The organism is Pseudomonas sp. EYE_354 (assembly GCF_023148575.1).
Taxonomy (GTDB): domain Bacteria; phylum Pseudomonadota; class Gammaproteobacteria; order Pseudomonadales; family Pseudomonadaceae; genus Aquipseudomonas.
This window is the reverse complement of sequence record NZ_JAHXNQ010000012.1, coordinates 102976-116655: the sequence shown is the minus strand read 5'-3', so window position 1 is coordinate 116655 and position 13680 is coordinate 102976. Positions and strand designations below refer to the sequence as shown.

The 13680-nt window shown below is 61.6% G+C and carries 12 protein-coding genes; 5 read left to right on the top strand and 7 right to left on the bottom strand.

Annotation, left to right across the window (positions count from 1 at the left end):
* Window positions 1-104: 104 nt before the first annotated feature.
* The 4 genes from KZX66_RS17745 to KZX66_RS17730 are packed head-to-tail and all read right to left on the bottom strand — an operon-like array spanning window position 105 to window position 3251.
* The gene (locus tag KZX66_RS17745; RefSeq protein ID WP_248081744.1) at window positions 105-845 is read right to left on the bottom strand and encodes a penicillin-binding protein activator LpoB; all 741 of its coding nucleotides are present in this window, start codon (window positions 843-845) and stop codon (window positions 105-107) included.
* 3 nt (window positions 846-848) lie between these two features.
* Window positions 849-1436 (bottom strand): penicillin-binding protein activator LpoB, encoded by a 588-nt coding sequence (gene lpoB / locus KZX66_RS17740; RefSeq protein ID WP_248081742.1) that lies wholly within the window; start codon window positions 1434-1436, stop codon window positions 849-851.
* Between the two features lie 35 nt (window positions 1437-1471).
* Window positions 1472-1843, bottom strand: coding sequence for a YcfL family protein (locus KZX66_RS17735; RefSeq protein WP_003176846.1), 372 nt, complete (start codon window positions 1841-1843; stop codon window positions 1472-1474).
* Window positions 1844-1853: 10 nt separating this feature from the next.
* Entirely contained in the window at window positions 1854-3251 is a 1398-nt protein-coding gene (locus tag KZX66_RS17730; protein WP_248081740.1) for a hypothetical protein, read from the bottom strand.
* Window positions 3252-3518: 267 nt separating this feature from the next.
* On the opposite strand from KZX66_RS17730, the gene KZX66_RS17725 reads away from it, so the two are divergent.
* Window positions 3519-5414 carry a cytochrome c/FTR1 family iron permease gene (locus KZX66_RS17725; protein WP_248081738.1) on the top strand — a complete coding sequence of 632 codons (1896 nt, stop codon included), beginning with the start codon at window positions 3519-3521 and terminating at the stop codon, window positions 5412-5414.
* 2 nt (window positions 5415-5416) lie between these two features.
* Window positions 5417-5872 (top strand): YaiI/YqxD family protein, encoded by a 456-nt coding sequence (locus tag KZX66_RS17720; RefSeq protein WP_248081736.1) that lies wholly within the window; start codon window positions 5417-5419, stop codon window positions 5870-5872.
* Window positions 5873-5928: 56 nt separating this feature from the next.
* Here the strand turns inward: KZX66_RS17720 and elbB are convergent, their stop codons facing one another.
* On the bottom strand, window positions 5929-6594 hold the full coding sequence (gene elbB, locus KZX66_RS17715) for an isoprenoid biosynthesis glyoxalase ElbB (RefSeq protein WP_248081734.1): 666 nt from the start codon (window positions 6592-6594) through the stop codon (window positions 5929-5931).
* Between the two features lie 116 nt (window positions 6595-6710).
* On the opposite strand from elbB, the gene KZX66_RS17710 reads away from it, so the two are divergent.
* Complete coding sequence (locus tag KZX66_RS17710; RefSeq protein WP_248081732.1) at window positions 6711-7946, top strand: sterol desaturase family protein; 1236 nt, start codon at window positions 6711-6713, stop codon at window positions 7944-7946.
* Here KZX66_RS17710 and KZX66_RS17705 read toward each other — a convergent pair.
* Window positions 7927-8562, bottom strand: coding sequence for a DedA family protein (locus tag KZX66_RS17705; RefSeq protein WP_248081730.1), 636 nt, complete (start codon window positions 8560-8562; stop codon window positions 7927-7929). The two genes, KZX66_RS17710 and KZX66_RS17705, sit on opposite strands and share 20 nt — an antisense overlap.
* A 207-nt stretch (window positions 8563-8769) precedes the next feature.
* Here KZX66_RS17705 and hemB point away from each other — a divergent pair, with 207 nt between their 5' ends.
* Window positions 8770-9783, top strand: coding sequence for a porphobilinogen synthase (gene hemB / locus KZX66_RS17700; RefSeq protein WP_248081728.1), 1014 nt, complete (start codon window positions 8770-8772; stop codon window positions 9781-9783).
* A gap of 18 nt (window positions 9784-9801) precedes the next feature.
* Complete coding sequence (gene ppk1, locus KZX66_RS17695) at window positions 9802-12024, top strand: polyphosphate kinase 1 (protein ID WP_248081727.1); 2223 nt, start codon at window positions 9802-9804, stop codon at window positions 12022-12024.
* A 152-nt stretch (window positions 12025-12176) separates the two neighbouring features.
* Here the strand turns inward: ppk1 and ppx are convergent, their stop codons facing one another.
* The gene (gene ppx / locus KZX66_RS17690) at window positions 12177-13679 is read right to left on the bottom strand and encodes an exopolyphosphatase (RefSeq protein WP_248081726.1); all 1503 of its coding nucleotides are present in this window, start codon (window positions 13677-13679) and stop codon (window positions 12177-12179) included.
* Between the last annotated feature and the right edge of the window lies 1 nt (window position 13680).

The window sequence follows — 13680 nt, the reverse complement described above, 5'->3', positions numbered from 1 at the left end:
AGGACCAAAACGAATCAAACCGTGGGAGCTGGCGTGCCTGCGACGAGGCTGTCGCGGGCAAGCCAGCTCCCACATTGGTATTGCGTGAAGAATGAAATCGCGGCCTAGCGCAGAATCTTCGGCGCTTCATCCCGTGGCAGATTGTTGCGCAACATTGGCTGGCCGGGGTCCTGGTAGCCGCCGCCCAACTGCTCTGCCAGCTGCCGCGCCACGTCCTCACCCAAGGCTTTCGACACTTCCTTCACCACCCGCGGGCGATTGAGGCTCACGCGTACGTCGCGGCTGTTCACCAGTTTCGTGTCCTGGCCTTCGCCCATGGCGGTAAACGCCGAGGTGATTTCGAAGGTGCGCGTGTTGATCAGGCTGAAATCCGCCACCAGGGTCAGGCCCAGCACCGCCGAGTAGCTGTTGGTGTGGTCCAGGGCGTTGATGTCCTGAGTGAAGTCTATGTCCGACAGCGTGCCGAACAGCACGTAGTCCGCGCCCTTGAAGTTGCCGGCCTTGATGCGTTTGATCACGTCATAGACGTCACCCTTTGCATCGGCGGTGTAGGGCGTGCCCTGCACCAGCTGGAACTGGCGTGACTTGAGGATCTCGCCCTTGATATCACCGCTGAACTTGCGTAGCTCGGTCTGCTCGATGTAGCTGGTACGGCTTTCGTACTCGCTGTAGTTCGAGGCACCGCTTGCGTGGTAGGCGCTGGCCTGGAAATTGTTGCTGGCCGAGACCTGGTGAATGTATTCCTCGACCCGCGCCTCGTAGGCCAGGTCGGTCACTGCGATCTTCGGTGCGGCCGACACGCCGAAGGCGCACAGCAGACCGATCATGCCAATCCATGCACGCATTGCTTAGCGCTCCGTGGTTTTGCGGATTTCTTTTTCGTCCATCCATTCGGCCAGGCCGCTCTCGACGTCGATCAGCTGCAGGCTGAACTTGTAGAACACGTCCTTGTAGTCCGAACTGCGTTTGACGATGGAGCTGATGGAGCCTTCCAGGCGGTACTTGGCCGCGACCATGTTGCCGGTCTTGTTCACGGTGGACTTCTTGTACAGGCCGCTCTGGTTCTGCAGCTTGAGCTGGTCGACCTGGCTTTGCATGTCGGTGTTGTCACTGGCGAAGCGCGCGGTGCCGGTCTTCATCAGTTGGGTTTTGATCGAGGTAGTGATCTCGCGGGTGTCGATGTACTCGCTGGTCTTGTTCTTCACGTCATACACCTGGACCACCGGGCGGCCTTGCAGGATGCCGGACTGGGCCAGGGAGCGGGTCATGCTTTCGGCGATCATCTGCAGGTCGGTGGAACCGAACTCGTTGGTCACTGTTTCCACGGCCTTGGTGTCACCGTAGTTAATGTTCTTGCTGCCCAGTACCGGCGAGGTATTGGCGCAACCGCTGGCCAGGACGGCGACGACGGCGAGGATCGAGAAGCGTGCAAACATGGGGAAATCTCTCTGGCGCTTAAGTGGGGGACGGCTCAAGGGGTTTTGACTTCAAGGCGGAAGTCCGCCGCCTGCGGCAAATTGGCGATGGCCGGCAGGAACGTCGCTTGGTTGGCGTACAGGTTCAGCACTTTCCAGGTGTCCTCGTCGCCTACCGGGAAGCCGTCGGCGCCCAGCCAGGCGAAGCGGTAATACAGCGTCTGGTTGCTGCTGGTGATGTTGCTCAATTGCACCTTGGCCGTGAGGAAGCCGTTCTCGCGCGCAACGCGGATGGCGCCGACGGCGATGCCTTTGAACTTGCCCATCACCACGATTTTGCTGGCGGCACTGCCAGGCTCCGGTGGCGGCGGGGTGGCACAGCCGGCGAGCAGAACCAGCGCCAGGGCGCCGAGGATGAAATGACGCATAGCGCGCTCCTTAAGGTTGTTTGAGGGTGGCGATGGCCTGTGGCGTGGTGCTCGGCACCACATGGGCTGCCAGGCCGCCGGTGAATACTTGGTTGCCGACCACGCGCAGGGTGATCACTTGGTAGCGCTGGTCGGCCTTGACCGTCACCAGCGTGCCGCCCAAGGCGTTGGGCAGGCTGACCTGATGCTCGCCGTGCTTGAGGCGCAGGCGGGTCACTTGGGTCATGTCCGGCAGGGTGCGCCAGGTACGGGTGTCGGCGCCTTCGGTCACGGCCGAGGCGATCCCCAGCACCAGGCCGGCCATAGGGTTGGTTTTGTTCAGGTTGTTCTGCGCCACGCCACGGGTGACCGCACGCACAGTGGTGCGCAGGATGATCCCCGGCATGTCATCGCGCAGGGCGCGGCGCGACATGGCCGTGGTGCTGTTGAGGGCGGTGAGGTTCTGCTGCTGACCGTCAATGCCGATCTGGGCGAAGCTGGCGGTGGAGGTGTCGGCCTTGATTACCGGGAACGACAGCGGGGTGATCACCAGGTTGCCGTTGATCGGGATCGGGATCGGCAGGCGGATCGAGTCGCGGGCCGGCGCCAGGCCGCTCTGCACCACGATCAGCACCTCGGTTTCATTGGCGCCGACCTTGGATTTGTCCAGGTCCCGCAGGGCCTTTTCCAGCAACGGTGTATTGGGGCGCAGCTCAGCGGCCTTGCGATAGCCGGGGGCGGCCAGGTCTTTTTCGCCCAAGGCTTCGTAGACGAAGCCAGCCAGGTAATGGCTGAACGCACTTTGGTAGCTGTTTTTGAGGCCAACCACTTCCGGCGCGTTGAGGGCTTCGACCGGGTAGCCGCTCAGGTCTTTCATCTGAGTGGTGACGCCTTCGCGCTGGGCTTCATCCTCGCGCTTGAGGTATTCCTTGTCGCGCAGGTCGGCGATCACGGCCTCGCGTTCATGGGTCTTCTTGATCTCGGTGCGTGCGCCGTCGAAGTCATTCAAGGCCAGCAGGTTCAAGGCCATCTGCGTGGTCAACATGACTTTTTCGTAGTCGTAGCCTTCGTAGCGGCGCACCTTGTCGTTGGCCAGGAAGCTGCCGAACTGGGCGAGGTACTTTGCGCTATCGAACTTGACCGACTCTTCCCATTTGTAGACTTGCAGGTCGGCGCTACGCCAGGCGGTCTGGCTGCCGGTCAGGTCGCCCTTGGCCCGCAGCAACTCGCCCTTTTCGAAGAAATACAGCAGGTCTTTGTCTTCGCCGGTGTTGTTCTTTTCCAGCAGGGTCAGGGCGGCGTCGACATTGCCGGTGGCCAGTTGCTGGTTGGTGGCTTGCAGCTCGGTGTCGTAGCTGCGGAACATCGAACAGCCGGAGAGCAACGTCACCGCTGCGAGCGCGAGCGGAGTTAAGGCGCGAAATGCCATGTGACTTCTTCCCTGAAAGTGGTCAACCGTTATGTTGATTCCTCATGAACGCGAGGAACGAAATTCCCTTTCGCACTAACAGGGCGCAGCATTATAGGCGCCGTTGCTGGCTAAACAATGGCTTTTTGCTGTGATGTGATTGGCAAAAGTGCCATTACCTGGTCTGCAAGCTCTGCGCTTTTAAACCCGCCAACTCACTTACGCCTTGAGTCAAAGTCGTTAAACCTCAACAATGTGTTACTTCTTGTTTCCCTTTGAGATTCATTCATGACTGCCCCCTTCCGTTTTCTCGCCTGGCTGATATTGCCGGCGATGATGTCGTGCAGCGTCAACCTGATGGCCGCAACTGCCGAGGGCGCCCCGCAGGCCCTGCATTTGCTGGACTACATTGGTGCCGATTACCCACCGACGGTGCAAGCGGGCAAGGTTATCGATGACTCGGAATACCGCGAGCAGGTGGAGTTTCTCGGGGTGTTACAGGGGCTGGTGGCGGATTTGCCGCAAAAGCCTGAGCGCGCCGAGTTGGTCAAGGGCGTCGACGAACTGCTGGCCGCGGTCACCGCTCGCCAGGACGGCGCGACCGTCGCGCGCCAGGCCCGCCAATTGGGTGCCAGGTTGGCGGTGGCGTATGAGGTCAGCCAGGCCCCGGCCATCACGCCTGATCCAGCGCGGGGTGCACCGCTCTACGCCCAGCATTGCTCGGTGTGCCACGGCACGACCGGTGCGGGTGATGGCCCCGCAGGCGTGGGCCTGACGCCGCCGCCAGCCAATTTGCGCGATGCCGCACGGCTGGACCGCCTGAGCCTCTACGCGATCTATAACACCTTGGGCCTGGGCGTCGAAGGCACCGATATGCCGTCCTTCGCCGACCAACTGGACGACCGCCAGCGCTGGGACCTGGCCACCTACATCGCCGGTTTCACGGCCGACCCCACGGCGGCGAAAAGCGAGCAGTCCTTTAACCTTGCCGACCTGGCCCGCCAAACCCCAAATGAAGTGCTGGCCGCAGAAGGCCCCGCCGCCGCGGCAACCTTCCGCGCCCAGCGTGCGCAACCGCCGCAGGTCAAGCGTGGCCCTGCGCAGTTGCTCGACTACACCGCGACGACGTTGGACAAGAGCCTCGCCGCGTTCCGTAACGGCGAACACGAACAAGCCTACGACCTGTCCGTGGCGGCTTATCTGGAAGGCTTCGAGCTGGTGGAAAGTTCGCTGGATAACGTCGACGCCAACGTGCGCAAAGACACCGAAAAGGCCCTGATGGCCTACCGGCAGTCATTGCAGGACGGTTTGCCAATCGAGCAGGTGCAACAACGCCTGGACGTGGCCAAGGGCAAACTCAAAGAATCCGCCGGCTTGCTGGGCAGCGACGGCTTGAGCTGGTCGCTGAGCTACATCTCGGGCCTGCTGATCCTGCTGCGTGAGGGCCTGGAAGCGATTCTGGTGCTGGCGGCGATCCTCGCCTTCCTGCGTAACACCGGCCAGCAGTCGGCGGTGCGCAGCGTCAACGTAGGATGGGGCCTGGCGCTGTTGGCCGGTTTGGCCACCTGGGCGTTGGCGGCATACGTGATTGACGTGAGCGGCGCCCAGCGCGAATTGCTTGAAGGCTGCACCGCGCTGTTCGCCAGCGTGATGGTGCTGTGGCTGGGGGTGTGGATGCACGACCGCCGCCATGCCGCCGCTTGGCAGGACTACATCAAGAGCAGCCTTGTGGGCGGCGGCGGGCGTTTTGGTTTCGCCGTGCTGGCGTTCTTCTCGGTGTACCGCGAGCTGTTCGAAGTGATCCTGTTCTACGAAACCCTGTGGCTGCAGGCCGGCCCCGCCGGGCACAACGCGGTGCTGGCCGGTGGCGCCACCGCACTGGTGCTGCTGGTGGGTCTGGCCTGGGTGATTTTGCGGGGCTCGGCGAAGCTGCCGCTGGCGTTGTTCTTTGGGATCAACGCGGCCTTGTTGTGCGCTCTGTCGGTAGTGTTCGCCGGGCATGGCGTCAAGGCGTTGCAGGAAGCGGGCATCTTCGGCACACGACCGGTGGCGTTCTTTGACTTTGACTGGCTGGGCATCCACGCCGACGCCTATTCGTTGAGCGCCCAGGCCGTGGCGATCCTGGCGATTGTGGTGCTGTACGGTCGCAGTCGCCTGGCCGAAAAGCGGCGCGTGGCGGCATGACCATGCGGGTATGGATCGATGCCGACGCCTGCCCGCGGGCGGCCAAGGATCAGGTGGTGAAGTTTGCCCTCAAGCGCCAATTCGAGGTGGTGCTGGTGGCCGGGCAAAGCCAGATCAAGCCGAGCTTTACCTGTGTGAAGCTGATTGTGGTGCCCAGCGGGCCGGATGCCGCGGATGATTACCTGGTGGAGCACGCGGTTCCTGGCGAGCTGGTGATCTGCAGCGACGTGCCCTTGGCCGACCGCTTGGTGAAGAAGGGCGTTACCGCCCTCGATCCTCGCGGCAAGGAATTCAGCCCCGCAAATATGAGTGAGCGTCTGGCGGTGCGTAACCTGTTTACCGACCTGCGCGAACAGCGCCAGATGGGCGGTGGTCCACCGCCCCATGGGGAGAAGGACAAACAGGCATTTGCCAACGCGCTGGACCGCATTCTCACCCAGTTGATGCGCCCGGCCTGAGCCCCGTGGTGAGCGAGCTCGCCTCGCGCACCACAATTTATTGCTCTGTCCGTTGATCAGTCATTTTCGTGGGTCAGTTCTAACACTCGATCCACCAGCTTGTTGATCCCGGATGCAACTTCGCCGATGTTCTTGCCGAGCATGTAGGCCGGCGTGCTGACCAATTTGCGCGCCGTATCTTCGACGATGTCCTCAACCGTGGCTTCCTGGTGAATGGCGCCCATCTTATCCAGCGCGGCGGCGGTGTCGGCACAGTTGCCGATGGTGCAGGTCACGCCCGGACCATAGATCTTCGCGGCCAGGGCCGGTGAAATGCAGATCAGCCCCACCGGCTTGCCCGCCTCGGCAAAGGCTTCGGCCAGCGCCAATACCTGCGGGTTGACGCTGCAACCGGCGCCTTCCACGGCAAAGTTCGACAGGTTCTTGGCCGCGCCAAATCCACCAGGCACGATCAGGGCGTCAAAGTCTTCGGCATTGGCCCGGGCGATGTCTTTCACCTCGCCACGGGCAATGCGCGCCGATTCCACCAGCACGTTGCGCGACTCGGGCATCTCTTCGCCGGTCAGGTGGTTGATCACGTGTAACTGCGCAATGTCGGGGGCAAAGCATTGGACCTGGGCGCCGCGTTGATCCAGGCGCAGCAGGGTGATCACGCTTTCGTGGATTTCTGCGCCGTCGTACACGCCGCAGCCGGAAAGGATCACTGCAATCTTTTTGCTCATGGGCATTTCTCCTGAAGTCTTGGCGTTAAATGTCTACTAATTTGTAACCTGTTGCCAATGGGATCTCCTACCGCTGCACCTACTCTTGATGTCACAAAAACAGACCGGACCAGCCCATGGACTTCGTGCCTTATGCGGTACCGTTTTTCATCGCCCTGATCGTGGTGGAACTGCTCGCCGATCGTTGGCGCGGGCAGCGCAACTACCGGGTCGCGGATGCCATCAACAGCCTCAGCACCGGCGTGCTGTCCACCACCACTGGGTTGTTGACCAAGGGTGTGGGGCTGCTGACCTACGCATTCGCCCTTAAACACCTGGCCGTCATCGAACTGCCTGCCCGGAGTGTCTGGACCTGGGTGTTCGCCTTCGTGCTCTACGACTTCTGCTACTACTGGCTGCATCGAATGGGCCACGAGCGCAATATCCTGTGGGCCGCGCATTCGGTGCATCACCAGAGCGAGGACTACAACCTCAGCACTGCCCTGCGCCAGACCAGCACCGGCTTTTTGCTGAGCTGGATCTTCTACCTGCCCCTGGCCGTGCTCGGCGTACCGCTGGTGGTGTTTATCAGCGTGGCCTCGCTCAACCTGCTCTATCAATTCTGGGTACATACCCGCCACGTGCCCAAGCTCGGCTGGTTCGAGTGGTTCTTCGTTACGCCGTCCAATCATCGGGCCCACCATGCACAGAACGCTCTTTACATGGATCGCAACTACGGCGGGGTGTTCATTCTTTGGGATCGGCTGTTCGCAACCTTCCAGGAAGAAGACGACAACGAACCGGTGATTTTCGGGGTAACCACCCCGTTGGCCAGTTGGAACCCGCTGTGGGCCAACCTGCAGTTTTATGCGCAGCTGTGGAGTGATGCGCGGCGCACCGAACGCTGGTGGGACAAGTTGCGCATCTGGTTCATGCGCACCGGCTGGCGCCCGGCGGACGTGAGGGAACGGTACCCGCAGGCCAAGCCGGACTTGAGCCAGTTCCGCAAATTTGACGTGCCGCTGGAGGCGCGCCAACAGGTGTATATCGCGCTGCAGTTTGCCGTGTATGTGGGGTTTGGCAGTTATTTGATGAATGCTGGCGAGGGGTTGCCCACCGCAGCGCTGGTGGTGGGCTGGAGCGTGATGGCGCTGGGGTTGTTTACCTTGGGCGTGGCCCTGGAGAACCGGCCATGGGCGCTGAAAGCCGAGCTGACACGCCTGGCGCTGAATGTGCCGCTGGTGTGGCTGGCGCCGCTGGTTGGGCTGTGGCCGGCCAGCCATGTGGGCTGGCTGGCCCTGCTGAGTTACAGCCTGCTCAGCCTGATCGGCCTCTACAGCTGTAGAAGCCGGTTTACTCGACGGGTGTCTTAGGCGCTTGGACCGCGGCCTGCTCGGCCGCGAGCTGGGCCTTGGCATCGGCACAGGCCTGGCGTGCGATACGCGCATTCTTGAAGCGGCGGCGCAGCCACAGGCCGAAGCCCAGCAGCAGCAACGCGCCCAGCACCCACAGTTCGTACTTCTTGACGCTGCCAAGCATGCCTTCCAGCACGGCGCCGAAATGGTAGGCCGCAGCGCCCAGTGCCGCCGCCCAGACCGCGGCGCCGATACCGTTGAGAATCAGGTAGCGCATCGGCGGATAGCCGGACAGGCCGATCGCCACCGGCATCACGGTGCGCAGTCCATAGACGAAGCGGAAGCTCAGCACCCAGATATCCGGGTGTTTGCGGATATGTTCCAGGGCCTTGTCGCCCATCAACTGCCAGCGCGGCTTGCGCGCCAATAGCTTGCGCCCGTGCTTGCGCCCCATGTAGTACCAAAGCTGGTCGCCGGCGTAGCTGCCGAAGAAGGCAACGACCACCACCAGGTTGATATCCATGTAACCACGGAACGCCAAGAAGCCTGCGAGAACCAAGATGGTTTCGCCTTCGAAGAAGGTGCCCAGGAAGAGGGCAAAGTAGCCGAAGTCATGCAGAAATTGTTGAAGCATGGTCTGGGTGCTGGCGAAATGAACGCGCAGCCTACGCCTTCGTGAACATTCATGAAAGTATCGAGATGTGTCACGAAGTGAACATTTCCTACAGAAACGACGAATGCGACTACAGGTCGCATCGATAAACACAACTGTCATTCTTTCGTCATAATGACCGCTTATAACTGCAACGCTCGCCCGTAAACCCGGGCTCAGGAGTCTGTCGTGAGCTTTACCCCAGCCAATCGCCTGTTTCCCGCCACCCGTCTGCGTCGCAACCGCCGTGATGATTTTTCTCGCCGTCTGGTTCGTGAAAACGTACTGACGACGAACGATCTGATTCTGCCGGTATTCGTGCTGGACGGTGAAAATCGGCGTGAAGCGGTTGCGTCAATGCCGGGGGTCGAGCGTTTGACCATTGATTTGCTGCTTGAAGAAGCGGCGGGCTGGGTCGAACTGGGGATTCCAGCGCTGGCCCTGTTCCCGGTCACGCCGTCTGAACTCAAGTCCCTGGATGCGGCCGAAGCGTGGAACCCGCAAGGCATTGCCCAGCGCGCCACCCGCGCGCTGCGCGAGCGTTTCCCGGAGCTTGGGGTGATCACCGACGTGGCGCTGGACCCGTTCACCACCCACGGCCAGGATGGCATCCTCGACGAAGACGGCTATGTTCAGAACGACATCACCGTCGACGCACTGGTCAAACAGGCCTTGTCCCACGCCGCTGCGGGCGCCCAGGTGGTGGCACCTTCGGACATGATGGACGGCCGCATCCAGGCGATTCGCGAAGCCCTGGAAGTGGCCGGCCACGTCAATGTGCGGATCATGGCCTATTCGGCCAAGTACGCCAGCGCCTATTACGGCCCGTTCCGTGATGCGGTGGGCTCGGCCCTGAACCTGGGCAAGGCCAACAAGGCCTCGTACCAGATGGACCCGGCCAACAGCCAGGAAGCCCTGCACGAAGTGGCAGCCGACCTGGCTGAAGGCGCTGACATGGTCATGGTCAAGCCGGGGATGCCGTACCTGGACATCCTGTGGCGGGTCAAAGATGAATTCAAGGTGCCGACCTTTGTCTATCAGGTCAGCGGCGAATACGCCATGCACATGGCTGCAATACAGAATGGATGGTTGAGTGAAGGGGTGATTCTGGAATCCCTGACGGCCTTTAAACGTGCGGGGGCTGATGGCATTCTGACTTATTTTGCCGCCCGCGCCGCCCAATTGCTTAGAGAGCAACAATAGCCCTCACAGGAACACTCGATGAATACCGAAGGACTCTCCGAAGTGGCAGTAAAAGACGCTCATCCGGTGGTTGAACAAGTCGCCGAGACCCCGCCGGAGCTTGAGCCGGCTCCGCCTGTGGTGGTGGCCGAAGCGCCTGCGCCGGCCCCCGTCGCGGTGATTACCAACCTGGATGACAGCAGCCTGTACATCCACCGCGAGCTGTCCCAACTGCAATTCAACATTCGCGTGCTGGAGCAGGCGCTGGATGAGTCCTATCCGCTGCTCGAACGCCTGAAGTTCCTGCTGATCTTCTCCAGCAACCTGGACGAATTCTTCGAGATCCGCGTGGCCGGCCTCAAGAAGCAGATTACCTTCGCCCGTGAACAGGCCGGCGCCGACGGCCTGCAGCCGCACCAGGCCCTGGCGCGAATCAGTGAGCTGGTGCACGGTCACGTTGATCGCCAATACGCGATTCTCAACGACATCCTGCTGCCGGAACTGGAAAAACATCAGGTCCGCTTCATCCGTCGCCGTCATTGGACCACCAAGATCAAGACCTGGGTGCGCCGTTACTTCCGTGACGAGATCGCGCCGATCATCACGCCGATCGGCCTTGATCCGACGCACCCGTTCCCGTTGCTGGTGAACAAAAGCCTTAACTTCATCGTTGAGCTTGAGGGCATTGACGCCTTCGGTCGCGATTCGGGCCTGGCGATCATCCCTGCGCCGCGCCTGTTGCCACGGATCATCAAGGTACCGGAAGAGGTGGGAGGCGCTGGCGACAATTATGTGTTCCTGTCGTCGATGATCCACGCCCATGCCGATGACCTGTTCCAAGGCATGAAGGTCAAGGGCTGCTACCAGTTCCGCCTGACCCGAAACGCCGACCTGGCGCTGGATTCCGAAGATGTCGAAGACTTGGCGCGTGCCCTGCGCGGTGAGCTGTTCTCGCGGCGCTACGGTGATGCGGTGCGACTGGAAGTGGCCGACACCTGTCCGAAGCATCTGTCGGACTATCTGCTCAAGCAGTTCAATCTGGGCGAGACCGAGCTGTATCAGGTCAACGGTCCGGTAAACCTGACGCGCCTGTTCAGCATCACTGGCCTGGACAGCCATCCGGAGCTGCAATACAAGCCGTTCACCCCGCAGATTCCGAAACTGCTGCAAAACAGCGAGAACATTTTCAGCGTGGTCAGCAAGCAGGACATCCTGTTGCTGCACCCGTTCGAGTCCTTCACCCCGGTGGTTGACCTGCTGCGCCAGGCCGCCAAAGACCCGCATGTGTTGGCCGTGCGCCAGACCCTGTACCGCTCCGGTGCCAACTCGGAAATCGTTGACGCCCTGGTGGACGCCGCGCGCAACGGCAAGGAAGTCACCGCGGTGATCGAGTTGCGTGCGCGGTTCGACGAAGAATCCAACCTGCAACTGGCCAGCCGCCTGCAAGCGGCCGGTGCGGTGGTGATCTACGGCGTGGTCGGCTTCAAGACCCACGCCAAGATGATGCTGATTCTGCGCCGCGAAGCCGGTGAGATCGTGCGCTACGCCCACTTGGGCACCGGTAACTACCACGCCGGCAACGCCAAGCTCTACACCGACTACAGCCTGCTGACCTCGGACGACGCCTTGTGTGAAGACGTTGGCAAGCTGTTCAGCCAGTTGATCGGCATGGGCAAGACGTTGCGCATGAAGAAGCTGCTGCACGCACCGTTCACCCTCAAGAAGGGCATGCTCGACATGATTGCCCGCGAGACGCAGTTCGCCCTGGACGGCAAACCGGCGCACATCATTGCCAAGTTCAACTCGTTGACCGATCCGAAGATCATCCGCGCGCTGTACAAGGCCAGTCAGTCCGGTGTGCGTATCGATCTGGTGGTGCGGGGCATGTGCTGCCTGCGTCCTGGCATCGTCGGCGTGTCGCACAATATCCACGTGCGCTCGATCATTGGCCGCTTCCTGGAGCACACGCGGGTGTTCTACTTCCTCAACGGCGGCGAAGAGCAGATGTTCCTCTCCAGTGCCGACTGGATGGAGCGAAACCTCGATAAACGCGTGGAGACGTGCTTCCCGGTCGAGGGCAAGAAGCTGATCATGCGGGTCAAGAAAGAGCTGGAAAGTTATCTCACCGATAACACCCACAGCTGGAGTCTGCAGTCGGACGGCCGTTACGTGCGCAATACGCCGACCGGCAACCAAAACCCACGCAGCGCCCAAGCGACGTTGCTGGAGAAGCTGGGTAGCCCGATTCTGTCGGTGAACTGAAGCGGGCTCCAGTGTTTTGGCCGGCTTGTCTGTGTGGCGTGCCCGTGCACCCCGATGGTGAGTGAAGCCGTTGTGGTGTGCGGGCTTGCCCGCGCCGGGCTGCGCAGCGGCCCGCCCTCGCCACAACACGCCCGCCCGCACGTCCTGGTTTTTTAGCGCACGTTCAGTGTGAACCCCACCCGTGTCAGCCACTCCGCTTCCTGGCCGAAATCCGCCTGGGTCAGCTGGTTTTCATCCAGCCAGCCTTTGGGGAACATCACTTCCAGGCTGTCGCCATCGGCGCGCAGTTTGACCTGGGGCATTTCCTGGGTACCACGAATATGGTGGAACAGGATCGCAAAGCGCAGCAGGGCGCACAGGCGGATCAGCTTGATGCCGTCATCGCCGAATTCAGCGAATTTGTCCTTGGGGATATTGCGCCGATGGCCGCGCACGAGCAGCGCGAGCATCTGCTGGTCCTCCCGGGAGAAGCCGGCCAGGTCGGAGTGCTCGATCAGGTAGGCGCCGTGCTTGTGGTAATGGTAGTGGGCGATATCCAGACCCACTTCATGCACCTTCGCGGCCCAGCCCAGCAGCTCACGCCATACACCGTCTTGCAGGTCCCAGTCTTCGGCCACTTGGTCGAAGGCATGCAGGGCTTTGCGCTCTACGCGCGCCGCTTGCTCCAGGTCGACGTGATAACGCTCCATCAACGAGGTGAGGGTGCGTTCGCGCACGTCTTCATGGTGATGACGGCCCAGCAGGTCGTAGAGCACACCTTCACGCAGCGCGCCATCGCAGTGGTCCATGCGTTTGAGTTCCAAGGCGTCGAAGATCGCCTCCAGAATCGCCAGGCCCGCCGGGAAAATGGTGCGACGGTCGGGTTTGATGCCGTCGAAGTCGATTTTCTCGGCATCGCCCAGCTTGAACAACTTGCGCTTGAGCCACGCCAGGCCTTCGGCATTGACCTCCCCGGTACCGTGGCCGCCCGCCTTGAGGGCCAGGCCGATGGCACGGATGGTACCGGACGAGCCGATGGCTTCATCCCAGGTCAGGCGGTGCAGGGCGTGCTCGATGCTCATGATTTCCAGGCGCGCCGCGGTGTAGGCCTGGGCGTAGCGGGCCGGGGTGATCTTGCCGTCCTTGAAGTAACGCTGGGTATAACTGACGCAGCCCATCTGCAGGCTTTCACGCAGCAGCGGTTCGAAGCGTTGGCCGATGATGAACTCGGTGCTGCCGCCGCCGATGTCCGCCACCAGGCGTTTACCGGGGGTATCGGCCAGGGTATGGGACACGCCCAGATAGATCAGGCGCGCTTCTTCTCGGCCGGAGATGACTTCTACCGGGTGCCCGAGGATCTCCTCGGCGCGGCGGATGAATTCGCCGCGGTTACGCGCCTCGCGCAAGGCGTTGGTGCCCACAATCCGCACGGCACCCAGTGGCATGCCATTGATCAGTTGGGCAAAACGTTTAAGGCAATCGAGCCCGCGCTGCATGGACTCTTCATTGAGCTGGCGCGCGTCGTCTATCCCGGCTGCCAACTGCACTTTCTCGCCGAGCCGCTCAAGGATGCGGATCTCACCGTTCTGGGCCTTGGCCACGACCATGTGAAAGCTGTTGGAGCCCAGGTCTATGGCGGCGATCAGGGACAGATTCTTGGCTTGGGTTTGCGGCATG